Below are 22,971 nucleotides of genomic sequence, written 5' to 3' on the forward strand. Positions count from 1 at the left end.
CCACTGGCGAGGCAGGCGCCGATCCACACCGCCACGATCAGTGCATTGTCTCGAACGCTCATCGCGCGCTCCTTCGCTTCGTCACAACGTGCCGGCTCATTCGCCGATCGGAGCGGGGTAATCGCCGCGGGTGCTGGCACGTGCGCCCTCGCTGTAGACGTCGTGCGTGCGCGCGCCGTCCCCGTAGACGTTGAAGGCACGCCCGCCGTCGGCGAAGCGGTCCGTCGAGCGGAACGTGTAGCCATAGTCGTCGCCGGCATGCGATCCGCGCACCGGCGCGGCGAACACGCTGTTCAGCGACAGCAGCGCGGTACCGGCGATGGCGGCGCTGAGAACCAGGCGGGTGGTGGTGATCTTCATGATTTTCTCCATTTGTTGAATTTTTAAGAATCGTTTTGCGGCGGGATGTCGTCAGCCGATGTGAGAAGAATAGGCTCACATCCGGGCAGCGACGCGACGCTGCCTCGTATCAGTTATTCAAAGTTTTTAACAATGCGAATGCTTGTGCTGCACCGGCCTGGGCCTTGCCCACTCCGCGTGCCGGCGGGCATCGCATAGGCTGTTGCTCGCACTTTCGTTTCGGAGGGCCGAAGTGCGTGCCGGGAACCGTCGTTCCTTGTCCATTTCCTTCATTTCCGGACGCCCCGCTTGATAGGCTTCGCTCTCCCCACGGATGACCAACCTCTGATTGCGCTTTATGGCCCAACAGTTCGATTCGCAACTCGACGTTTCCATTCTTTCCGTCCTGCTTGACGACGGTGGTCCCCGCCGCTGGATGAGCGCCGAGGACGTGGCGCACGGCCTTGCCGCCCTCGGCGTCGCCGAGCCGCCCGCCGAGGTGCTGCAGCAGCGGCTGGTGCTGTTGCTCGCCGACGGCTCGGCGGAGTGCCGCGCGCAAGGGCGCGGCCTGATGTGGCGCCGCGCCGAAGGCGCCGGCCGGATGCTGTCCAACGCCGGCACCTGGCTCAGCGACGAGGAGGCGCTGGCCCTGCAGGTGCTGAAACGGTTCGCCGGCCGCCAGATCACGTCGGTGATGGCAACCCTGCTGCGGCCGTTGTTCGATGCGGCCGAATCGCAGCTGCGCCGGCGCGCCGGAGAAGGCGGCACCGGGCGGATCGCCTGGCATCGCAAGGTGTCGGTGGTCGAGCGCAGTTCGCCGCTGGTGCCGCCGCGGCTGCGCGAGGTCGTGCTGCTGCCGGTGCTGACCGCGGTCTTCGAGGAGCGCTGCCTGGAGGTCGTCTACCGGCCGCGCTTCGAACCGGAGAGCAAGCCCGTGCTGATGCCGCTTGGCGTGGTCGAGAAGGCCGGCATGGTCTATCTGGTCGGACTGGAAGACGAAGAGCCGGCACCGCAATGCCTGCGGCTGGACCGCGTCCACGCGGCGCACGCGTTGAAGGAGCGCTTCATCTATCCCGACCATTTCTCGCTGGCCGACTACGTCGAAGAGGCAGCCGAATTCGGGCTGCACGGCGACGGCAATATCAAGCTGGCGGTGCGCTTTGCCAAGGGCTGCGGCGACATCGTGCGCGACGCGCCGATGGCGCCCGATCAGACCGAGGAGATCGGCCCCGACGGTTCGCTGGTGGTTCGCTGCACGGTGGAGATGGCCGATTGGCTGGTGCGCTGGCTGCGCTCGTTCGGGCCGCAGGTCGAGGTGCTGGAGCCGGTGGCGCTGCGCCGCGCGCTGGCGCTCGAGGTCAAGTCGATGGCGCGGGCTTACTGCCGGAACTGAGGGCGGAACTGGGGGGGGGGCGGGTGGTGGGGAGGGGTTCCCGAGAGGAGCCCCGATCGGGACCCTGGAGGGCGGCGCCAACCTGGAGGGTGGCGCCAAAACAAAAAGGGGTCAGCTTGTGCTGACCCCTTCGAAATACTGGTGGCGAATCAGGGACTCGAACCCCGGACCTGCGGATTATGATTCCGTCGCTCTAACCGACTGAGCTAATTCGCCGACGAAGACCGCCATTATACGGGCCGCTGGATCGCTGTCAACACTTTTGTGCGGTCCACGGGTATCCGGATGCCAAAAAAAAAACCGGCGGCCCTGGCCGACCGCCGGTTTCGCCGCCGGCCCCCGGGCCGGCGTGGCGCGGTCGAAGATCAGTCGTGCGCGTAGATATCGACGTCCTTGGTCTCGCGGATGAACAGCGAGCCGATCACCAGCGTGATGCCGGCGATCACGATCGGGTACCACAGGCCGTAGTAGATGTTGCCGTTCTGCGCGACCAGGGCGAACGAGATGGTCGGCAGCATGCCGCCGAACCAGCCGTTGCCGATGTGGTAGGGCAGGGACATCGAGGTGTAGCGGATGCGGGTCGGGAACAGCTCGACCAGCATCGCGGCGATCGGACCGTAGACCATGGTCACGTAGATCACCAGGATCACCAGGATCACCAGCACCATCACCGTGTTCATCTCGGCGGGATCGGCCTTGGTCGGATAGCCGGCGGCCGTCATGGCCGAGGCGACCTCCTTCTTGAAGGCATCGATCTTCGCCTTGCTGTCCGGATCGAAGCTGTGTCCCTGCGGCACCAGCGAGGCGTTGAAGGCCTGGATCTCGCGATCGCCGATCTTGACGGTGGCGGTGGTGCCGGCCGGCGCCTCGACGACTTCATAGCTTGCCGACGACTGCGCCAGCGTGCGCTTTGCGATGTCGCAGGAGCTGCGGAAGTCGATCTCGCGCGCGATCGGGCTGCCCTGGAACGAGCACTGCTTCGGATCGGCGGTGACGACGATCTGGGCCGACTGCTGGGCGCGTTCGAGCGCCGGGTTGGCGTAGTGGGTCAGCGCCTTGAACAGCGGGAAGTAGGTCAGCATCGCCAGCGCGCAGCCGGCCATGATGATCCACTTGCGGCCGATCTTGTCCGACAGCGCGCCGAAGAACACGAAGAACGGCGTACCGATCACCAGCGCGCCGGCGATCAGCAGGTTCGCGGTCTTGGCGTCGACCTTCAGCACCTGGGTCAGGAAGAACAGCGCGTAGAACTGGCCGGTGTACCAGACCACGGCCTGGCCGGCGGTCAGGCCCACCAGCGCCAGGATGACGATCTTCAGGTTGCGCCATTGCGCGAACGATTCCGTCAGCGGCGCCTTCGACGTCTTGCCCTCGGACTTCATGCGCTGGAACGCCGGCGATTCGGCCATCGACAGCCGGATGTAGACCGACATGCCGAGCAGCACGATCGACAGCAGGAACGGGATGCGCCAGCCCCAGACCTCGAAGTCGGGACCCGTCAGCTGACGGCACACCAGGATCACGATCAGCGACATGAACAGGCCGAGCGTCGCCGTGGTCTGGATCCAGGACGTGTACGAGCCGCGCTTGCCGTGCGGCGCGTGTTCGGCGACGTAGGTCGCCGCACCGCCGTACTCGCCCCCGAGCGCCAGGCCCTGCAGCATCCGCAGCGCGATCAGGATCACCGGTGCGGCCCAGCCGATGGTGGCGTAGCTGGGCAGCAGGCCGACGATGAAGGTCGACACGCCCATGATCAGGATCGTCACCAGGAACGTGTACTTGCGACCGATCATGTCGCCGAGCCGGCCGAACACCAGCGCGCCGAACGGCCGCACGATGAAGCCGGCGGCAAAGGCGAGCAGCGCGAAGATGAAGGCCGAGGTCGGATCGAGGCCGGCGAAGAACTGCTTGGCGATGATCGCCGCCAGCGAACCGTACAGATAAAAGTCGTACCACTCGAACACGGTGCCGAGCGACGAGGCGAGAATGACCTTCCTCTCCTCGCGCGTCATCGGCGCATTCTGCGCGCTGCCTCCCGGCATCGCGACATTCTGGGCGTTAGCCATCTTGTCTCCTCCTACTGTTCAGGGGTCCTTTCGCACGGCCGCGCTACGCGGGCGGCAACGCCGCGTACCGGCGGAGGCCGTCGAATGTGTGTGGATTCTGGGAGGCGAAACTTACGGTGTTCTGACAGCAAAGGGCGCGGGGGCGCCCTTATTGCTCGGGGTATACGCTAGCGTCGCGCGGCGATTGGGCTCGCCTTGCCTCGGCCGGTGCGATGCTGCGATGCGGGATGGCAGGGCGCGCGAGGGGGCGGCGATCCGCGCTGCGCGCGGCAGCAGGCGCGGCGGCGTTCAGCGGTGCCGCGCAGCATCGCCATCGTCGGCGTGCGCGGCATCGTTGCTGGGCTCGCCGATCTCGCGGTCGGCGCGGTTCATGCGCCAGGCGTAGGCGGCGGCCATCAGCACGTACAGGATCAGCAGCCCTTGCGCGCCGGCCCAGAACGAGAAGGGCCAGCCGAAGAAGTCGAAGCGCAGTTCGCGCGCGAACCAGCTGACGCCAAACGTGCCGGCAAACCACAGCGCGAGCAGTACCGCGGTCCAGCGCAGGTTGGTGCGCCAGGCGGCCGCGGCGCGCTGCTGGCGCGCGAGCCGGACCGGATCGGGCGCGTTCATGCCGCCTCCCCGGGCGCCGGACGCCGCAGCGTGACGCGCAGCCGTGCACCGGCCAGGCGCGGCTGCTGCTGGTAGACGTGGTCCTCGATGGCGACGTCGCCGCCGTGCTGCTGCACGATCTCGCGCACGATCGCCAGGCCCAGCCCGCTGCCCTCCGTGCTGGTGCCCAGCACGCGATAGAAGCGCTCCATCACGTGCGGCCGCTCGGCCGGCGGAATGCCGGGCCCGGTATCCTCGACGTCCAGATAGGCGAACGGCTCGAACGGATCGGCGCTGACCCGCACGGTGGCGTGGCCTCCCGGCGGCGTGTAGCGGATCGCGTTGTCGAGCAGGTTGTTCAGCATCTCCGTCAGCATCAGGCGATTGCCCCGGACCATCACCGGATGGTCGGACGCATCGAGGCCGAGGTCGATGCGCTTGGCCCAGGCCTGCGGCAGCCAGTCCTTGACCACCTCGCGCGCCAGCGCGGCCAGGTCGAGCGGCGCCATATTGCCGCTGCCGGCGAAGTTCTCCATGCGTGCCAGCGACAGCAGCTGCGTGACCAGATGCGCGGTGCGCTGCGAGCTGCCGGCGATCTGCGCCAGCGACTTGCGCAGTTCCTCCGGCGACTGCTCCCGCTGCGCCAGTTCGGCCTGCATGCGCAGCCCGGCCAGCGGGGTCTTCATCTGGTGCGCGGCATCGGCGATGAAGCGCTTCTGCGTCTGCACCGATTGATCGAGCCGCTCGAGCAGTTCGTTGAACGAGGCGACCAGCGGCGTGATCTCCTGCGGCGCGGCCTGTTCGTCGATCGGGCTGGTGTCGCCCGGATTGCGCGCGCGGATGCGTTGCTGGATCGCGGTCAGCGGCGCCAGCCCGCGCGACAGCCCGAACCACACCAGCAGCACCGCCAGCGGCAGGATCACGAACTGCGGCAGGATCACGCCCTTGATGATCTCGTTGGCCAGCCGCGCGCGCTTGTCGAGCGTCTCGGCGACCTGTACCAGCACCGGATGGCCGCCCGGCACCGCCGGCATCTCGACGTAGGTATACGCCACGCGCACGTCGTTGCCGGCGACCTGATCGTCGCGCAGCGACACCAGTCCGGCGTGGCCGCGGTCCTCCTCGACCGGCAGCGGCAGGTCGCGATCGCCCGCCACCAGCTCGCCGCGTGTGCCGACCACCTGGTAGTAGACCGCGTCGGTCTCGTCCGCGCGCAGGATCTCGCGGGCCGACAGCGGCAGCTGCAGCGTCACGCCGCCGTTGACCTCGCGCACCTGCTGCGACAGCACGATCGCGCTCGATTCGAGCGCGCGATCGTAGGGCCCGTTGGCGATCGACTTTGCGACCAGATAGGTCACCGCGATGCTCAGCGGCCACAGCAGCAGCAGCGGTGCCAGCATCCAGTCGAGGATCTCGCCGAACAGCGAGCGCGGCGACGCGTGCGCGGCGTCGTCTTCCAGATGGGGCAGCGCGTCGGCCAGCATCTCGTCGCTGACCTCGTCCTCGGCGCGGGGTGCGGAGCCGGCGCGGCGGCGGGCGTCGGTTGGCGCCGGCGACGGGCGTTTCCAGGGCAGGCGCAGCGGATACATGCGAAGGGCGGGAGCGATGAGAGCGGCCGGTGGCGGGTCAGGGTGGCAGGGAAGGCCGCGGCGTCGCCGGCGTCCGTGTCGGTGTTCGCGGCGGCGTCAGCGCAGTCAGGGATGCGCTGACGCCGGGGCCGGCTGGTATTTCTCCAGGCAGTAGCCGAGCCCGCGCACGGTGGCGATGCGGATGCCGCCGACCTCGATCTTCTTGCGCAGCCGGTGCACGTAGACCTCGATCGCATTGTTGCTGACCTCCTCGCCCCATTCGCACAGATGGTCGACCAGCTGCTCCTTCGACACCAGCCGGCCGGAGCGCGTCAGCAGGATCTCCAGCAGGCCGACCTCGCGGGCCGACAGGTCCAGCATCTGGTCGTTCAGATAGGCGATGCGGCCGACCTGGTCGAACGCGAGCGGGCCGTGCCGCATCAGCGTCGCGCCGCCGCCGGTGCCGCGCCGCACCAGCGCGCGCACGCGCGCCTCGAGTTCGGACAGCGCGAAGGGCTTGGCCATATAGTCGTCGGCGCCCAGGTCCAGGCCCTTGACCCGCTCGTCGACGCTGTCGGCCGCGGTCAGGATCAGCACCGGCACCATCGCGCCGCGGGCGCGCAGCCGCTTGAGCACCTCGAGCCCAGGCATGCGGGGCAGCCCCAGATCGAGAATCACCAGGTCGTAGGCCTGCGTCGACAGCGCCGAATCGGCTTCCATGCCGTTGGCCACATGATCGACCGCATAGCCGGAATGGCGCAGGGAACGGGTCAGGCCGTCGGCCAGCACGTCGTCGTCTTCGGCAATCAGAATGCGCATGGTGGTCTCCCCTGGCCTGGCGGGTGGGCGCTGGCGGGCGCCGCTCCCCCTGTCGTCCCGATCGGCATGCGCACTATGGGATGAAATGGGGCTTGCCAAGCATACTGTTTTTTTATACAGTACCCGCTGATTCCAGGCGGGCGCATGGGGCTGGATCGCAACCGAGGCCACGCGTCGGAGATCGCGCCGGTCAACCGGGCATTTTTGAGCCGATGCTGATTCACGGCTGCCATGCTCCGCCTCTAGAATGCGTTGCCGCAGCGCGCTCCGACGATGCAGACCGCCGGGGTGGCGCGGGTCGGGCGCGTGGGTCTGCGTAACGAGTGGCCGCACAATATCGGCTTCGAATAGCAGGCGGCGCGCCGCATGCGGCCTATTTATACACCATTGACGGAAGGACGACCATGGATGACGGCAAGAAGGCAGCTGGCGTGAGCGCCGAGAAGCAGAAGGCGCTGGCGGCCGCGCTGGCGCAGATCGAGAAGCAGTTCGGCAAGGGCTCGATCATGCGGATGGGCGATGGCGAGGTCGAGCAGGATATCCAGGTCGTGTCGACCGGCTCGCTGGGCCTGGATGTCGCGCTGGGCGTCGGCGGCCTGCCGCGCGGCCGGGTCGTCGAGATCTACGGCCCGGAATCGTCGGGCAAGACCACGCTGACGCTGCAGGTGGTCGCCGAGATGCAGAAGCTGGGCGGCACCTGCGCGTTCGTCGATGCCGAGCACGCGCTGGACGTCAACTACGCGAGCAAGCTGGGCGTCAACGTCGGCGACCTGCTGATCTCGCAGCCGGACACCGGCGAACAGGCGCTGGAAATCACCGACGCGCTGGTGCGCTCCGGCTCGGTCGACCTGATCGTGATCGACTCGGTCGCGGCGCTGGTGCCGCGGGCCGAAATCGAAGGCGAGATGGGCGACGCGCTGCCGGGCCTGCAGGCCCGCCTGATGAGCCAGGCGCTGCGCAAGCTGACCGGCACCATCAAGCGCACCAACTGCCTGGTGATCTTCATCAACCAGATCCGCATGAAGATCGGCGTGATGTTCGGCTCGCCGGAAACCACCACGGGCGGCAACGCGCTGAAGTTCTACGCCTCGGTCCGCCTCGACATCCGCCGCATCGGCTCGATCAAGAAGGGCGACGACGTGATCGGCAACGAGACGAAGGTCAAGGTGGTCAAGAACAAGGTGTCGCCGCCGTTCCGCGAGGCCTTCTTCGACATCCTGTACGGCCAGGGCATCTCGCGCCAGGGCGAGATCATCGACCTCGGCGTGGACGCCAAGATCGTCGAGAAGTCGGGCGCCTGGTACAGCTACAACGGCGAGAAGATCGGCCAGGGCAAGGACAATGCGCGCGAATTCCTGCGCGAGAATCCCGATATCGCCAACGAAATCGAGAACAAGGTCCGCGCCGCCCTCGGCGTGGTGCCGATGAACGGCACGCCGGCGCTGGCGGAAGAGTAAGCGGGTTGATGATGTTCTCCCTCTCCCCCTCAGGGGGGAGGGTCGGGGAGAGCGGGTGGTTTCAACCCGCGGCCGCATGCCAGGCGCCGCTTGCCTCTCTCCCCACCCCTCTCCCGCAAGCGGGAGGGGGAGTCTGCCCAGCATCGCGATCGCGCTACATCCCAAGCCGTCTTCATGCCCCGTCCCCCGCTGTCCCTGAAAGCGCGCGCGGTCGGCTACCTGTCGCGCCGCGAGCATAGCCGCGCAGAGCTGGCGCGCAAGCTGGCGCCGCATGCCGAGTCGCCGGAGGAACTGGAGCGCCTGCTCGATACGCTCGAGCGCGAGAACTGGCTGTCCAACGCCCGCTTTGCCGAGAGCCTGGTGCACCGGCGCGCCAGCCGCTATGGCGCTTCCCGCGTCATGCAGGAAGCCCGCACGCACCAGCTCGACGGCGAGCAACTGGCCGACCTGCAGCAGCAGCTGCGCGCCACGGAACTGGAGCGCGCGCGAGAGGTCTGGCGCAAGCGCTTTGGCGTGGCGCCGGCCACGCCGGAGGAAAAGGCCAAACAGCTGCGCTTCCTGACGGCGCGCGGCTTTTCCCAGGCGGCGATCAGCCGGGTGATCCGCGACGCCGATCTGCCGCCGGACGAGCAGCCCGAGTGAGATGGTTCGAATGAACGGCGTGCCGGATCGGCCCAGAGGCGGAGTGTGATGCAGACGCCCCGGTAGTCCGATCATCCGCGCCGACAATCCGGGCCGACACTGCACACATCCGGGTATTCCCGGCCAATGTGGCTCGGCATGTTAAACTCCACGAGTTTTCCGCAAGCGCGCCGCGAATTCGTGCGCCCGCAGCAAATCGTCTTCAGACGCCGGTTCCACCGCGTCTTCCCTTGTCACAGCCTGGTGCCATGCCGCTTTCCGCCCCCGTCAATCGCGCCCTGCGTCATCGCCGCGCCATCACGGCCGAGGCGTATCTCCGCGAAGACGGCCTGTGGGACATCGAGGCCCGGCTCACCGACACCAAGCCCCGCGACATTCCGCTGGCCGGCGGCGGCGTGCGGCCGATCGGCCAGCCGCTGCACGACCTGTGGCTGCGCGTGACCATCGACCTGCGCATGAACGTGGTCGACGCCGAGGCCTGCTCGGACTGGGTTCCCTATCCCGGCCACTGCGACACCATCGGCCCGGCCTACCGCCAGCTGATCGGCCTGAACCTGATGAAGGGCTTTCGCAAGGCCGTGCGCGAGCGCCTGGGCGGCGTGGCCGGCTGCACCCATCTGACCGAGCTGGCCGGGATCCTGCCGACGACGGCAATCCAGGCCTTTGCTGGCGACGTCTTCAAGATTCGCGACGGCGCCAGCGACGACAGCAATCCCGAACCGCCCTACCAGCTGCATGGCTGCCATGCGCTGCATTTCGAAGGGGAAGTGGTTCGCCAGTTTTACCCGCGCTGGTACGGACACCAGCCGAAACCGAGAGTCCGGGCCGATGCGCCCGCGGCCTCGCCGCCGCAGTCACCGCCGCAGTCACCGCAATCCGCGCAGGCGATTCCCGACGACGACGGCGCCGCCTCGCACCGGTCCACCGGAACCTCCGGGTGAGATGCCGGGGTCCCCACCGAGATCTCGACCTCTCCCGCTTCATCACCACGCTTTACTACCCGGCTTTTCTACCCATTTACGCCTACCCGAAAGGAAACACGCATGAATATCCATGAGTACCAAGGCAAGGAAATCCTGCGCAAATACAATGTGCCGGTTCCGCGCGGTATCCCCGCATTCTCGGTCGAAGAAGCGCTGAAGGCGGCCGAACAGCTTGGCGGCCCGGTGTGGGTCGTCAAGGCGCAGATTCACGCCGGCGGCCGCGGCAAGGGTGGCGGCGTCAAGGTGGCCAAGAGCCTGGACGAGGTCAAGACCTATGCCAGCAACATCCTGGGCATGCAGCTGGTCACGCACCAGACCGGTCCGGAGGGCAAGAAGGTCAATCGCCTGCTGATCGAAGAAGGCGCCGACATCAAGAAGGAACTGTACGTCAGCCTGGTCGTCGACCGCGTGTCGCAGAAGGTCGCGCTGATGGCCTCGAGCGAAGGCGGCATGGACATCGAGGAAGTCGCCGCGCAGACGCCCGAGAAGATCCACACGCTGATCATCGAGCCGTCGATCGGCCTGACCGACAAGGACGCGGACGACATCGCCCGCAAGATCGGCGTGCCCGACGCCAGCGTGCCGCAAGCGCGCCAGGCGCTGCAGGGGCTGTACAAGGCGTTCTGGGACACCGACGCCTCGCTGGCCGAAATCAACCCGATGATCCTGACCGGCGACGGCAAGGTGATCGCGCTCGATGCCAAGTTCAACTTCGATTCGAACGCGCTGTTCCGCCACCCGGAAATCGTCGCCTACCGCGACCTGGACGAAGAAGATCCGGCTGAAATCGAAGCCTCGAAGTTCGACCTGGCCTACATCTCGCTCGACGGCAATATCGGCTGCCTGGTCAACGGCGCCGGCCTGGCGATGGCCACCATGGACACCATCAAGCTGTTCGGCGGCGAGCCGGCCAACTTCCTCGACGTGGGCGGCGGCGCCACCACCGAGAAGGTGACCGAGGCCTTCAAGCTGATGCTGAAGAACCCGAACGTGCAGGCCATCCTGGTCAACATCTTCGGCGGCATCATGCGCTGCGACGTGATCGCCGAAGGCGTGATCTCGGCCTCGAAGGCGGTGCAGCTCGGCGTGCCGCTGGTCGTCCGCATGAAGGGCACCAACGAAGACCTCGGCAAGAAGATGCTGGCCGAGTCGGGCCTGCCGATCATCTCCGCCGACACCATGGAAGAAGCGGCCCAGAAGGTGGTGGCCGCGGCCGCGGGCAAGTAAGCCAGACGCGAAACCGAAAGCGAGTGGCGTGGCGCCGTGCGCCCGCCGCGACAGCCAAGCAAAGGATTACAGCATGTCGATTCTGATCAACAAAGACACCAAGGTCATCACCCAAGGTATTACCGGCAAGACCGGCCAGTTCCACACCCGTGGCTGCCGCGACTACGCCAACGGCAAGAACGCGTTCGTTGCCGGCGTGAATCCGAAGAAGGCCGGCGAGGACTTCGAGGGCATTCCCATCTACGCGAGCGTCAAGGAAGCCAAGCAGCAGACCGGCGCCACCGTGTCGGTGATCTACGTTCCGCCCGCAGGCGCCGCGGCCGCGATCTGGGAAGCCGTCGACGCCGACCTGGACCTGGTGGTCTGCATCACCGAAGGCATCCCCGTGCGCGACATGATGGAAGTCAAGGACCGCATGCGCCGCGAAAACAAGAAGACGCTGCTGCTCGGACCGAACTGCCCGGGCCTGATCACGCCGGATGAAATCAAGATCGGCATCATGCCGGGCCACATCCACAAGAAGGGCCGCATCGGCGTGGTGTCGCGCTCGGGCACGCTGACCTATGAAGCCGTGGGCCAGCTGACCGCACTGGGCCTGGGCCAGTCGTCGGCCGTCGGCATCGGTGGCGACCCGATCAACGGCCTGAAGCACATCGACGTGATGAAGATGTTCAACGACGATCCGGATACGGATGCCGTCGTGATGATCGGCGAGATCGGCGGTCCGGACGAGGCCAACGCGGCCTACTGGATCAAGGACAACATGAAGAAGCCGGTGGTCGGCTTCATCGCTGGCGTCACGGCGCCTCCGGGCAAGCGCATGGGCCACGCCGGCGCGCTGATCTCGGGCGGTGCCGACACGGCGCAGGCCAAGCTGGAGATCATGGAGTCCTGCGGTATCAAGGTCACCAAGAACCCGTCGGAAATGGGCCGTCTGCTCAAGTCGATCCTGTAATACGGGTCGGGACCGGTCCCGCCGGTCCGATCGGGGGGGCGCCGCATGCGACGGCGGTGCCCCAAAGACAATGCCCTCGCTCTCTGCGAGGGCATTGTCGTTTTGGCGCCACTGGAGCAGCCAATAGATCATTTTCTGATGTATTTGCCGGTTTGTTGAAATCAAAACGAAAGGTTGCTGCGGTACATCTCCATGTCTTGGGCGTCAGACATCCGAAACGCCGCAGTCGCGCCGTGCGCAGGCCCCCGCGCAGACGTCCCTGACACCCCGTCTTCATTCCAATTCCAATATCGACTTCGAGGAGCCACGCAGTGGAATTGCTGTCGTCCACCACGTTCTGGATCGCACTGGGATCCATCATCCTGACCAATATCGTGCTGTCCGGCGACAACGCCGTCGTGATCGCGCTGGCCTCGCGCAACCTGCCGCCCGCGCAGCAGAAGCGCGCGATCTTCTGGGGCAGCGCCGCCGCGATCATCATGCGCGTGGTGCTGACCGTCGCCGCGGTCAAGCTGCTGAGCCTGCCGTACCTGAAGATCGTCGGCGCGATCCTGCTGGTCTATATCGGCGTGCAGTTGCTGACCGGCGATGACGACGAGGAAGGCCATGACGCCAAGGACAATATCTGGGCCGCGATCCGCACCATCCTGATCGCCGACCTGGTGATGTCGCTGGACAACGTGGTGGCAGTCGCCGCCGCGGCCCAGAAGGGGCCCGAGGGCAGCCAGCTGCTGCTGCTGGTGGTCGGCCTTGGCCTGTCGATTCCGCTGATCGTGTTCGGCAGCACGCTGCTGCTGAAGGTGATGGAACGCTTCCCGGTGATCATCGTCGCCGGTGCCGCGCTGCTGGGCTATCTGGCCGGCGAGATGCTGGTCAGCGATCCGGTCGACGCCGCCTGGTTCGAAGTCCATGTGCCGCATGCCCACCTGGTGTTCGGCGCGGTTGGCGCGATCCTGGTGGTCGTGATCGGCCAGCTGATGCAGAAGCGAGGCGCGCGGACCGCCTGACGTCGCGCGCGGCCGCGTTGCCCCGCGGGGGGACGCGGCCATGCGAAACGAGCCCGGCACGCCTTGGCGTTGCCGGGCTTTTTTCATCGGCGCACTTGCCGCAAGCGATCCGTGCGCGCCAGCGTTCGGGCCAACGCCCCGATGCCAAATTTTGTGAACGTCCCGCGCAGCGCGGTCGGCCGGCTCGATACTGTCGGCCTTCGTACCGTTCGGGAGCCGCTCCATGCCAGTCGCCGCTCGCTCGCCGCAGGGCCGCCACGCCTATCGCACGCATCGCGCGCATCGCGCGCCGCGGGCCTTCACGTTGATCGAACTGATGGTGGTGGTCGCCATCATCGGCATCCTCGCCGCGATCGCGGTGCCGCAATATCGGGACGATACAATTCGGGCCAGGCTGTCGAGCGTGCTGACGGCGGCCGCGCCGCTGAAGATGGCGGTCAGCCTGTGCGCGCAGGAAGCGGGCGGCGTGCTGGACGATTGCAATGGCGACAATCCCGCCGCGGCGATCCCGCCGTTTGCACCGAACCGCGAGATTGCGCAGGCCTTCGTCAGCGGCCCCGGCGTGATCACGCTGACGCTCGCCGCCAGCGGACTGGGCGCCGGGGTCGACGGCAGGGACATCACGCTGCGGCCATCGGTCAACGCGACTTCGGTCAGTTGGGAGATCGCCACCACGATCGAGAACGCGGTCGCCAGGCAGTATGTCCTCAGGAACAGCCAGTCGCCGGCCGATACATCGCAGGCGAGGGCGTAGTCGGGTAGCGGCGCGGGTGTCATCGTGGACGGCGCCAACCAGGCCCGGCTGCGCAACGATCATCCTGGCGACGCGCCCATGGGCACGTCGCCTTCGTCGGGAATCGAATGTGAATTTGCGCAGGAACATTGCGCTGGAGTGCGCGTGCCCGCTGATGGCGATGGCCGTCGCGTTGCCGCCGCTGGTGTCCAGGCACACGTTGCCGCTGGCGACCTTCTACGGCGAGTGGGCGTGCGCGCTGGCTTTCGTCGTGCTGTTGCTGTGGTCCGCCACGTTGCGTCCCACGGCGCCGGCCACGGCCGACGCCACAGCTGTCGGGCCCAGTGGCGTCCCGCTGGTGACCGCATTCTGCCTGTGGCTGATCGCGCTGGGCGCCGGCGCGACGCTGGCGGGCCAGCCGGACGTGACCGGCAGCCGCGGCCTGACGTTGGCCGCCTTGCTGCTCGCCACCGGCGCCATCTGGGCCGGCCATCGCTATCGCCGCGCGCTCGACGCCGACGCGGTGCTGACCGCGTTCGCCACGGCCTGGCTGGCGGCGGGGCTGTTCGGCACGCTGGCCCAGTGGGTGCAATTGTTCCGTCTCGAGGGCGACAGCTTCGGGCTGGTGTCCGACTATTTCTACGACACCAATCGCCGGCTGTGGGGCAACCTGAATCAGCCCAACCACCAGGCAACCGTGCATGGGCTGGCGCTGGCCGCGTCGGTCTGGCTGGCCTCGCGCGGCAAGCTGCGCGCGCTGCCCTGGCTCGTTGCGGTGGCGCTGATCGAGAGCGGCGTCGTGCTGTCCGGCTCGCGCACCGGCGTGCTCCATGTGGGGCTGGCCGCCTGCTATGCGCTGGTCGCAGCCTGGCTGGCGCGTTCCGCGCAGGACCAAAGGCCGGCGTCGACGTCCGGCCGCGGGAGCCTGCGCGCCCCGGCCGGGCTGGTGTGCGCCGCCGCGGCGCTGGTCGCGATGCTGATGCTGCTGCAGCCGTCAATCAAGGCGGCGGGGCAGGCGTTCGGCTGGTCGCTGTTCGACACCATGGCGCAACTGCAGGCCGGCGACCAGATCTCCGCACGCGGCGCGCTGTGGTCGCACGCGTGGGCGATGTTCGTCGCGCATCCGTGGTTCGGGGTCGGCTGGGGCGAATTCGGCTGGGCACAGTTCGAACAGCTGGCGCGGCTCGGCATCGTCGTCGAGATGTCGCTGCACGCGCACAACGCCGTGCTGGATCTGCTGGCCAAGACCGGCATCGTCGGCACCGCCGGCGTCGCGCTGTTCCTCGCCGCGTGGCTGTGGCGCGTGGTGCGCGCGCGGCTGTGGCGGGCGGATACGGCCGAACGCGCCCGCACCGCGGCGGCGCTGACCTGGCTGGCGATGCTGTGCGCGCATTCGATGCTCGAGTACCCGCTGCACTACCTGTATTTCTTGCTGCCTTTCTGTTTCCTGCTGGGATGGCTCGAGCCGGCCGCGCTGACGGTGGGCCGGATGCCGCGCGCGCTGGCAACGGCAGCCACCGCGGCGGTCGGCTTGGCCGCCGCCCTGGTGCTTGCGACCATGTGGCAGGACTACCGCCGCGTCGAGGCGCGCGAGTACGCCAGTTCGACGCGGGTCGACACCTTGCCGGCGCCGAGCCTGTGGTTCGGCCAGCACGCCGAGGCCCACCGGGCCGAGCTGGCGCCGCTGACCGCCGACGGCGCCGATGCCTGGCTGCCGGCCCATATTGCGGCGATCCACCTGTTGCCGACGCCGACAATGATCGCGCGCGGCGCCTGGCTGCTGGCGCTGAACGGCGAGCCGGAACGGGGCCGCCAATGGCTGGAGCGGTTGCGTTACTACTACCGGGGCGACGAGGCCGAGCAGTTCGCGCGGGTCGCCGGCTATTGCGACGGCGTCGACGCCGCCCGCCGTCCCCAGCCATTCTGCGAGTGGGTCCGGCAACGCCGTGCCGCCGGACCGATACCGCGGTAGGGCGGTAGCCGGAAGGGGGAATGACGCGCTGCGGCAAGCGATGGAGGCTGTCGTTTCCATGGAAGCGCGGCCCTGCGGCATTTCATCCCTCGGCACGATTTGTCACGCCAGTTCCGGCCCATAGACTCGCCCGGTGCCTGTGTCACACGGGAGAGACGAATGCGGACTGGCAAGCGCAGGATCCTGACGGCGGCTGTCCTCGGGCTGATCGCCATCATCACCACCGAGGTGCTGGCGCGCGCCGGCCTTGGGCTGGGCGATCCGCCGCTGTACCAGGCCGATCCGGACATCGAGTATCTGCTCAAGCCCAACCAGCGGGTGAAGCGCTTCGGCCATCGCTATGTGGTCAACCGCTTCGGCATGCGCTCCGAAGATTTCGAGCCGAAAAAGCGCGCTCCCGGCGAGCGGCGCGTGCTGGTGTTCGGCGATTCGGTCGTCAACGGCGGCGCGCAGGTCGACCAGGGCCGCTTGGCCACCGAGCAACTGCGCGCGCGGCTGGGGCAGGACGGCAAGGTCGCGACCGTCGGCAACGTCGCCGCGTTCAGTTGGGGGCCGGGCAACTGGCTGGCCTATGCGCGGCGCTTCGGGTTTCTCGACGCCGATACCGCGATCATCGTCGTCAACGGCGCCGACTATGGCGATGTGCCGACCTTTGCGCCGCTGCGGCAGGACACCCACCCGTCGCAGCCGCCGCTGTCGGCGCTGGTGGAGGGCGCCACCCGCTATCTGCCCGCCTATCTGGGACTGGACCAATCGTCGGGACCGCCGCGCGAATCGACGGACGCCGACCGCGCCGCCTCGCTGCGCGACCTGGCCGAACTGATCGTGATGGCCAAACGCGCCGGCCTGCAGGTCCGGCTGGTGCAGCACTACGAGCGCGACGAACTGGACGGCGCGGGCCTGCCCGCCGGCCTGGAGGCCTTCTCGCGGCTGTGCGAGGAATACGAGGTGCCGATCGTCAGCATGCGCGACGCCGAGCGCCGGGCGCGCGACGTGGCCTATCTCGACGAGATCCACCTGAGTCCGGAAGGGCAGGACCTGCTCGCCGACGCGCTGCTGGCCGCGGCCAATCTGCCGGCCGGCGGCCGCAACGTCGCCGCTTCCGGCCTGCGCCACTAGCGCCGCGGCGCGGCGCGCATGCCCGGGGCACGACTGCGCGCGATGCCGCGCGCCGACCCGTACCGTCCTGACGCCTCCTGACGCCCTTACGGGTTCTTGCCGCGCCTCACCGGCTCTTCACTGCGCCACCCAATCCCCCGACTTGCCGCCATGCTTCTCCAGCAGGCGGATGTCGCCCATCACCATGCCGCGGTCGGCGGCCTTGCACATGTCGTAGATCGTCAGCAGCGCGACCTGCACGCCGGTCAGCGCTTCCATTTCGACGCCGGTCTGTCCGCGCGTCTCAGCGCGCACGGTGCAGCGCACGGTGCTGGCGGCCTCGTCGAGCGCGAAGTCGAGCGCGACCTTGGTCAGCGCCAGCGGATGGCACAGCGGAATCAGGTCGGCGGTGCGCTTGGTGGCCATGATGCCGGCGATGCGGGCGATGCCGAGCACGTCGCCCTTCTTTGCGGTGCCGTCGCGCACCAGCGCGAAGGTCTGCGGCGCCATCGCGATGGTGCCGGTGGCGATCGCCACGCGGTGGGTGGCGTCCTTGCCGCCGACATCCACCATGTGTGCCTGGCCGGCGGTATCGAAGTGAGTGAGCTTGCTCATGGTTGGCGTCGCAGGGTTCGGGGTTGAAGCGAGAGAGGACCGAGGGAAACGAGGGAAACCGAGGGAATTCTGGAAAGGCCGGACAGCGCGGCAGCCGCGGCGGCGGCGCGCGGAACGGTCGCGCCAGGCCGCTATCATAGCAACATGCTGATTTTCCGCCCCGTCGCCCGGCCAGCTCCGCCCGCCGATGCTTGCGCCGATGTTCGCGCCGATGTTCGCGCTGCCGGTCGCCGGCTCCAGGCGCCCGCATCGCCTCGTGTCGAGCCCCGCCATGCCGCGCTGCGTCGCCCGCTGGCCGCGCTGCTGATGCTGGCGCTTGCCACGCCCGCCTGGCCCCAGTCCGCTTCGTCGCCGGCAGGCAAGGCGATGCCGTCGATCGCGCCGACGCTGCCGGGTTTGGGCGGCGACGCCAGCGATCAGGTCTACGACAACCTGAACCGCAGCGTGAAGGCCGGACAGAGATCCGACTTCGGCCTGCGCAGCGGCAATCCGGTGGTCGAGAGCAACGGCATCCAGTTGCCGGACATGGGCGATCCTTCGACCGCGGCGCTGTCGCCGGACATGGAGAAGCGGCTGGGCGACCGCATCATGCGCGATATCCGCCGCGATCCGCAGTACGTCACCGACGCGTTGCTGGCCGACTATCTGAACGCGCTCGGCTACAAGCTGATCCAGGCCGCGCGCCGCCAGAATCTGGCCGGCACCACCGGCGGCGGCACCTTCGCGACGGGCTTCGAGCTGTTCGCCGTGCGCGACCGGACCATCAACGCGTTTGCGCTGCCCGGCGGCTATATCGGCGTGCATACAGGCCTGCTGGTGCAGTCGGAGACCGAGTCGGAACTGGCGTCGGTGCTCGGACACGAGATCGGCCACGTCACGCAGCGCCATATCGCGCGCGGCATCACCAGCCAGGATCAGTCGATGTGGATCGCACTGGCCTCGATGGTGCTGGCCGGGCTGGCGGCGACCCGCAGCCCCGACGCCGCCGCCGCGCTGGCGATGGGCGGGCAGGGCGCGGCGCTGGCCAACCAGCTGTCGTTCTCGCGCGGCGCCGAGCGCGAGGCCGACCGGGTCGGCTTCCAGATCCTGTCGGCCGCGGGCTTCGATCCGCAGGGCATGCCCGACTTCTTCCGCCGGCTGCAGCGGGTTACCGGCATCTCGGAGAGCTCGGTGCCGTCCTATGTGCGCACCCACCCGCTGACCTCCGAGCGGATCGCCGACATGCAGGACCGCGCCAGCCATCTTCCGGTGCGCAAGGTCGGCAGCACGCCCGAGTACGAGTTCGCGCGGGTGCGCGCGCGCATCCTGCAGGAAGCGAATCCCACCGACATCCAGAACGCGCGCGCCGGGCTCCAGGCGCAGCTGTCCAGCGCGTCGCCGATGCGGCTGCCGGCAATTCACTACGGCATCGCCTTCGCCGAGCAGCGGCTGGGCCGGCTGGTGCAGGCCGAGCAGGCGCTGGCCGAGGCGCGCCGGCTGTACGGCAATATCTCGGGCGCGTCATCTGGCAGCCCGATGCTGGACGTGATGGCGATCGAACTGGCGCGCGCGCAGGGCCGCGTGCCGGACGCGGTCCGCCAGGCGCTGGCCTCGATGAAGACCTTCCCGCTGTCGCACGCGGTCGCGCTGTCGTATGCGGAGACGCTGCTGGGCGCCGGCCGTGCCGACGAGCTGGTGACCTTCCTGCGTTCGCGCACCCGCGAGGAAAGCGCGCGCGCCGAGTGGTGGGAACTGCTGGCGCGCGCCTACGCGGCGCAGGGCAAGCGCGTGCAGCAGCATCAGGCGCTGGCCGAGAAATACGCGCGCGACGGCGCCTATCAGGCCGCGATCGAACAGCTGCAGATCGCGCGCAAGGCCGGCGATGGCGACTTCTATACGCTGTCCGAGGTCGATGCGCGGCTGCACCAGCTCGAGCGCCAGTATCGGGAAGAGCGTCAGGACAACAAGGGCATCCCGAACTGAGCCGCCGCGGCTGTCCGTGCGGGCACGCGCCGGCGAGCGCCGTCAGCTGGCCGGCTGCTGCTGCTGATCCTGCTGCGGCGCCGGCCGCGGCTGCCGCACGAAGCCGAAGCGCCGCGGCACCTCGGCCTCGCCGATCGGCTCGATCGGCAGATCGCGGCCACCGAAATGAAACACGCCAAGGTCCGTGCCGCAGGCCTCGCCGTGCCAGTCGCAACTGCCGCTGAACGCGTCGAGATCGTGGTCGTGCAGCAGCGCCGCGTGCACACCGGCTTCCCCGTCGATCTCGCCGGCCAGCACCACATTGCCGTGCTCGTCGGCATGGCAGGAGCGGGGTGTGAAGGCCCGTTGCGACGTGGTAAGGAACTGGTCCTCGTGCAGGCGCACCACCCACGGCGCGTAGGCGAGTTCGACGAACACGCGCTGCGGCCCGTTCTGAAAGAACCACGCGCCTTGCTCTTCGCGCAGGTAGTTGCGTTCGATGAAGCCGACCAGCGCCGGATGCCGCAGCGGATCGCCGGACAGGCCATGCTGCTGCGCGTATTCGTTGCGGATCCGCCATTGGCCGCGCCGGTCCAGCGCGAGCCAGCCATAGCAGTAGGGGACATTGGGCCAGCGGGCCATCGCCTGCTTGACGATCTCGTCCATGCTCGTCTCCTGTTGAACGGCTTGCGCGCACCGCATCTCGCGGGACGCGCGGTACATCCCCGGGGATGCCGATTCCAGCGTAGAACCTGTCAGCCCAGGCTATCGAAGAATCGCAGCACCCGCGCCGGCAGCCAGTCGACATGGCCGCCGCCCGGCAGCAGCGACGACAGCGGCAGATGGCGCCGCCAGTCGCGCGGCGGCGCCAGAAATCCCACATGTCCGCCATGCTCGGGCTGGTCCAGCAAGACCTGTCCGCTGACGTCCCCAGGGCCGGGCAGATAGCGCGCCGGCAGGAAGGGATCGTTGCGCGCGTTCAGCACCAGCGTGGGCGCCGCGATATGGCGCAGCACCGGCTTGCTGGCGGCGCGCGCCCAGTAGTCGTCGGTATCGCGAAAGCCGTGCAGCGGGGCCGTGACCACGTTGTCGAAGGCATAGAGGTCGCGGCTGGCCAGCAGCGCGGCGCGGTCGAACAGGCCGGGATACTGGGCCAGCTTGTCCAGCGACTTGCGCTTGAGCGTCTGCAGGAACATCTGCGTATAGACGCGGTTGAAGCCGCGCGCCAGCGCCGCGCCGCCGCCCGCCAGGTCGAGCGGCGCGGACACTGAGGCGGCCCCGGCCAGGAAGCCGGCGCTGGACTGCGCCTCGCCCAGATAGCGCAGCAGCGCATTGCCGCCGAGCGAGATGCCGAGCGCGTACAGCCGCCGGCCGCCGCCCGCATGCCGCTGCGCGAGCCGCCGCAGCACCCAGTCGATCTCTTCGTAGTCGCCGGAATGGTAGAAGCGCGGCGCCAGGTTCAGCTCGCCGGAGCAGCCGCGGAAATGCGGGATCACGCCCTGCCAGCCTCGCTCGCGCAGCGCCGCCATCATCGCCTGCGCGTAGTGGCTGCTCGAGTTGCCCTCGAGCCCGTGGAACAGCACCAGCAGCGGGGCGCCGGGGGCGAGCGGATGCGTGGTCCAGTCCAGGTCGATGAAGTCGCCGTCGGGCGTGTCCCAGCGTTCGCGGCGGAAGCTCACGCGCGGCCGGCGCGTCAGCCGGGCCGGGATGATGGTCTGGCTATGGCCGCCGCGCAGCCACCATGGCATGCGCGCGTGGGCGTCGAAACCGTGCGGGTCGGCCAGCAGCGAGGGCGGATGCGGGATCAGGTCGGCGGGGCGGGACATGTCGGCGAGCGCGGTCCGATGCCGGGCGCTTCCCGGGTCGGTTCAGTGCAGGGCCTGCTTGGCGGTCGCGGTCGAGATTGTGACCTGCGCGGCGTTGGCCGGGCTGCAATGGATATGGGCGAGGCGCCAGCCCTCGTGGTTCTGCAGCAGCACGTAAGTGGTGTGCACGTACAGGTCGGCCTCGACGCGATCGGTGGCGAAGCGCAGCGCCTCGGTGACGTCGAAGATCGAGACGCCCAGCGTCGAATGGCTGCTGCTCTCGAGCACGTCGATCAGCACCGGCTGGCGGTCCAGCAGCTGCAGGAAGGCCTGGCGCAGATGATCGTGGCCGATCAGCCGCTGGCCGTCGGGCATCACGCAGGTGATCGAATCCTCGTCCAGCCACAGCTTCAGCGCGCCTTCGGCATCGCGCAGCTTCAATGCCTCGCGAAAGGCTTCCAGGATGTCTTCGGCGGAATCGAACAGGCGGGCGAAGCGAGGCATGGCGGGATCGGTCGGTGGGCCCCGCCGGCAGGCCGGGCCATGAATCGAAGCCGTCCCAGTCGCCGTGTCGGTCGATCTGTGCGGGACGGCCATCGCGGGTCAATCGGTCAATCGGCGGCGCGCCGGTCGCGCCTGTGGCGCGGCGTCGGCGCGCGGCGTTCGCTACGGAATCAGGGCCGGTGCAGCAGCTTGCGCAACTCCACGAACACCATTTCCGGCTCGATTTCCCTGAGGCAGCGCAGATGGCCGAGCGGACATTCGCGCTGGAAACAGGGGCTGCACTCGAGCTGGAGCCACATGATACTCGCTGCCTGTGACAGCGGGGGCGTATGGCGCGGATCGCTGGAGCCGAATACCGCGACCTGGGGGCGGTTCAGGGCCGCCGTCACGTGCATCAGGCCGGAGTCGTTGCAGACCGCCGCCTCCGACAGCGCCAGCAGGTCGACCGCATCGTCCAGCGAGGTCTGGCCGCACAGATTGCGCACAAACGGCGCCGCGGCGCAGATCTCGGCGGCGATCTCGCTGTCCTTGGCCGAGCCCAGCGTCACGATCTGCGCGTACGGGTACGAACGGCGCAGCATCTGCGCCAGCTCGGCGAAATGCGCGGCCGGCCAGCGCTTGGCCGGACCGTATTCGGCGCCGGGGCAGAACGCGATCAGCCGGGTTTGCGGCGCGATGTCGAAACGCTCGGCGGTCTTGACCACGCGCGCCGGATCGACCCGCAGCCGCGGCTCGGGCAGCGCCTCGGGCAGTCGCGCGCCGGGCTTGAGCGCCAGCCGCGCGTAGTGCTCGACCATCGGCGGACGCTTGTCCTTCGGCGGATTGGCATGCCGGATGTTCAGCAGGCCGAAGCGCGCCTCGCCGCGATAGCCCACGCGCAGCGGAATGCCGGCCAGCCACGGGATCAGCGCGGACTTCAGCGAGTTGGGCAGCACGTAGGCGACGTCGTAGCCTTCGTTCTTCAACTGCTGCGCGAACATCAGCCGCGCCGACAGCTGCAGCTTGCCGTGCGCCAGGTCGCTGGGAAACACGCGCCCGATCTCGGGCATGCGCGCGAGGACGGGCGCGACCCATTTCGGCGCGAGCGCATCGATGGCCAGACGCGGATGGCGTTGCTTTAGCAGCGCGAACAGCGGCTGCGCCATCAGGGCGTCGCCGATCCAGTTGGGCGCGATGACGAGGGCTTTGTTCATAAGCAAGGCGCCGCCAAGCCGCCCCACGGGTTGGCGGGGCGGCAGAGCGGCGAGAGCGAAACGGGG

At 68.4% G+C, this 22,971-nt stretch carries 21 protein-coding genes and 1 tRNA gene; 11 read left to right on the plus strand and 11 right to left on the minus strand.

Going from position 1 to position 22,971, the window contains the following annotated elements:
• Positions 1-96 precede the first annotated feature (96 nt).
• Positions 97-360: a hypothetical protein gene (locus tag F7Q96_RS06590; RefSeq protein WP_053823184.1), complete on the minus strand. Its 264-nt coding sequence runs from the start codon at positions 358-360 to the stop codon at positions 97-99.
• Positions 361-697: 337 nt separating this feature from the next.
• Between F7Q96_RS06590 and F7Q96_RS06595 the strand changes: the two genes are divergently transcribed.
• Positions 698-1,732: a helix-turn-helix transcriptional regulator gene (locus F7Q96_RS06595; RefSeq protein ID WP_082371534.1), complete on the plus strand. Its 1,035-nt coding sequence runs from the start codon at positions 698-700 to the stop codon at positions 1,730-1,732.
• 139 nt (positions 1,733-1,871) lie between these two features.
• Here the strand turns inward: F7Q96_RS06595 and F7Q96_RS06600 are convergent.
• From F7Q96_RS06600 to F7Q96_RS06620, 5 genes are all read right to left on the minus strand, one after another.
• Positions 1,872-1,948 (minus strand) — tRNA-Met (locus tag F7Q96_RS06600).
• 149 nt (positions 1,949-2,097) lie between these two features.
• Entirely contained in the window at positions 2,098-3,798 is a 1,701-nt protein-coding gene (locus tag F7Q96_RS06605; protein WP_053822368.1) for an MFS transporter, read from the minus strand.
• A gap of 288 nt (positions 3,799-4,086) precedes the next feature.
• A complete protein-coding gene (locus F7Q96_RS06610; RefSeq protein ID WP_053822367.1) occupies positions 4,087-4,407 on the minus strand; it encodes a DUF4212 domain-containing protein in 321 nt (106 codons plus the stop codon).
• Positions 4,404-5,975, minus strand: a complete 1,572-nt coding sequence (locus F7Q96_RS06615; protein WP_053822366.1) for a sensor histidine kinase — start codon at positions 5,973-5,975, stop codon at positions 4,404-4,406. The genes F7Q96_RS06610 and F7Q96_RS06615 overlap by 4 nt, the downstream gene beginning before the upstream one ends.
• Before the next feature lie 105 nt (positions 5,976-6,080).
• Positions 6,081-6,773 (minus strand): response regulator, encoded by a 693-nt coding sequence (locus F7Q96_RS06620; RefSeq protein WP_053822365.1) that lies wholly within the window; start codon positions 6,771-6,773, stop codon positions 6,081-6,083.
• 404 nt (positions 6,774-7,177) lie between these two features.
• Here F7Q96_RS06620 and recA point away from each other — a divergent pair, with 404 nt between their 5' ends.
• The 9 genes from recA to F7Q96_RS06665 all read left to right on the plus strand — a co-directional run bounded on the left by recA (position 7,178) and on the right by F7Q96_RS06665 (position 16,868).
• Entirely contained in the window at positions 7,178-8,230 is a 1,053-nt protein-coding gene (recA, locus tag F7Q96_RS06625) for a recombinase RecA (protein ID WP_006576703.1), read from the plus strand.
• Positions 8,231-8,404: 174 nt separating this feature from the next.
• The gene (gene recX / locus F7Q96_RS06630) at positions 8,405-8,872 is read left to right on the plus strand and encodes a recombination regulator RecX (protein WP_053822364.1); all 468 of its coding nucleotides are present in this window, start codon (positions 8,405-8,407) and stop codon (positions 8,870-8,872) included.
• 248 nt (positions 8,873-9,120) lie between these two features.
• The gene (locus F7Q96_RS06635; RefSeq protein ID WP_053822363.1) at positions 9,121-9,813 is read left to right on the plus strand and encodes a DUF2889 domain-containing protein; all 693 of its coding nucleotides are present in this window, start codon (positions 9,121-9,123) and stop codon (positions 9,811-9,813) included.
• A gap of 102 nt (positions 9,814-9,915) precedes the next feature.
• Positions 9,916-11,082, plus strand: coding sequence for an ADP-forming succinate--CoA ligase subunit beta (gene sucC / locus F7Q96_RS06640; protein WP_053822362.1), 1,167 nt, complete (start codon positions 9,916-9,918; stop codon positions 11,080-11,082).
• Between the two features lie 73 nt (positions 11,083-11,155).
• Positions 11,156-12,037, plus strand: a complete 882-nt coding sequence (sucD, locus tag F7Q96_RS06645) for a succinate--CoA ligase subunit alpha (protein ID WP_006576698.1) — start codon at positions 11,156-11,158, stop codon at positions 12,035-12,037.
• Between the two features lie 311 nt (positions 12,038-12,348).
• Positions 12,349-13,044: a TerC family protein gene (locus F7Q96_RS06650; protein ID WP_053822361.1), complete on the plus strand. Its 696-nt coding sequence runs from the start codon at positions 12,349-12,351 to the stop codon at positions 13,042-13,044.
• Positions 13,045-13,267: 223 nt separating this feature from the next.
• Positions 13,268-13,798, plus strand: a complete 531-nt coding sequence (locus F7Q96_RS27370; protein WP_082371533.1) for a pilin — start codon at positions 13,268-13,270, stop codon at positions 13,796-13,798.
• 160 nt (positions 13,799-13,958) lie between these two features.
• Positions 13,959-15,749 (plus strand): PglL family O-oligosaccharyltransferase, encoded by a 1,791-nt coding sequence (locus F7Q96_RS06660; protein ID WP_053823182.1) that lies wholly within the window; start codon positions 13,959-13,961, stop codon positions 15,747-15,749.
• 159 nt (positions 15,750-15,908) lie between these two features.
• A complete protein-coding gene (locus F7Q96_RS06665; protein ID WP_151022268.1) occupies positions 15,909-16,868 on the plus strand; it encodes a hypothetical protein in 960 nt (319 codons plus the stop codon).
• A 117-nt stretch (positions 16,869-16,985) separates the two neighbouring features.
• Here F7Q96_RS06665 and moaC read toward each other — a convergent pair whose 3' ends face one another.
• Positions 16,986-17,462 carry a cyclic pyranopterin monophosphate synthase MoaC gene (gene moaC, locus F7Q96_RS06670; RefSeq protein WP_053822357.1) on the minus strand — a complete coding sequence of 159 codons (477 nt, stop codon included), beginning with the start codon at positions 17,460-17,462 and terminating at the stop codon, positions 16,986-16,988.
• A 366-nt stretch (positions 17,463-17,828) separates the two neighbouring features.
• Between moaC and F7Q96_RS06675 the strand changes: the two genes are divergently transcribed.
• Complete coding sequence (locus F7Q96_RS06675) at positions 17,829-19,424, plus strand: beta-barrel assembly-enhancing protease (protein WP_409364732.1); 1,596 nt, start codon at positions 17,829-17,831, stop codon at positions 19,422-19,424.
• 42 nt (positions 19,425-19,466) lie between these two features.
• On the opposite strand, the gene F7Q96_RS06680 is transcribed toward F7Q96_RS06675, so the two are convergent.
• From F7Q96_RS06680 to waaF, 4 genes are all read right to left on the minus strand, one after another.
• Positions 19,467-20,069: a DUF2946 family protein gene (locus F7Q96_RS06680; protein ID WP_053823180.1), complete on the minus strand. Its 603-nt coding sequence runs from the start codon at positions 20,067-20,069 to the stop codon at positions 19,467-19,469.
• Positions 20,070-20,158: 89 nt separating this feature from the next.
• Positions 20,159-21,151, minus strand: a complete 993-nt coding sequence (locus tag F7Q96_RS06685; RefSeq protein ID WP_249041653.1) for a YheT family hydrolase — start codon at positions 21,149-21,151, stop codon at positions 20,159-20,161.
• Positions 21,152-21,271: 120 nt separating this feature from the next.
• Positions 21,272-21,712 carry a YybH family protein gene (locus tag F7Q96_RS06690; protein WP_149316821.1) on the minus strand — a complete coding sequence of 147 codons (441 nt, stop codon included), beginning with the start codon at positions 21,710-21,712 and terminating at the stop codon, positions 21,272-21,274.
• A 170-nt stretch (positions 21,713-21,882) separates the two neighbouring features.
• Positions 21,883-22,905 (minus strand): lipopolysaccharide heptosyltransferase II, encoded by a 1,023-nt coding sequence (gene waaF / locus F7Q96_RS06695; protein ID WP_053822356.1) that lies wholly within the window; start codon positions 22,903-22,905, stop codon positions 21,883-21,885.
• Positions 22,906-22,971: the final 66 nt, after the last annotated feature.

This window comes from Cupriavidus gilardii (genome assembly GCF_008801915.1).
GTDB lineage: Bacteria > Pseudomonadota > Gammaproteobacteria > Burkholderiales > Burkholderiaceae > Cupriavidus > Cupriavidus gilardii.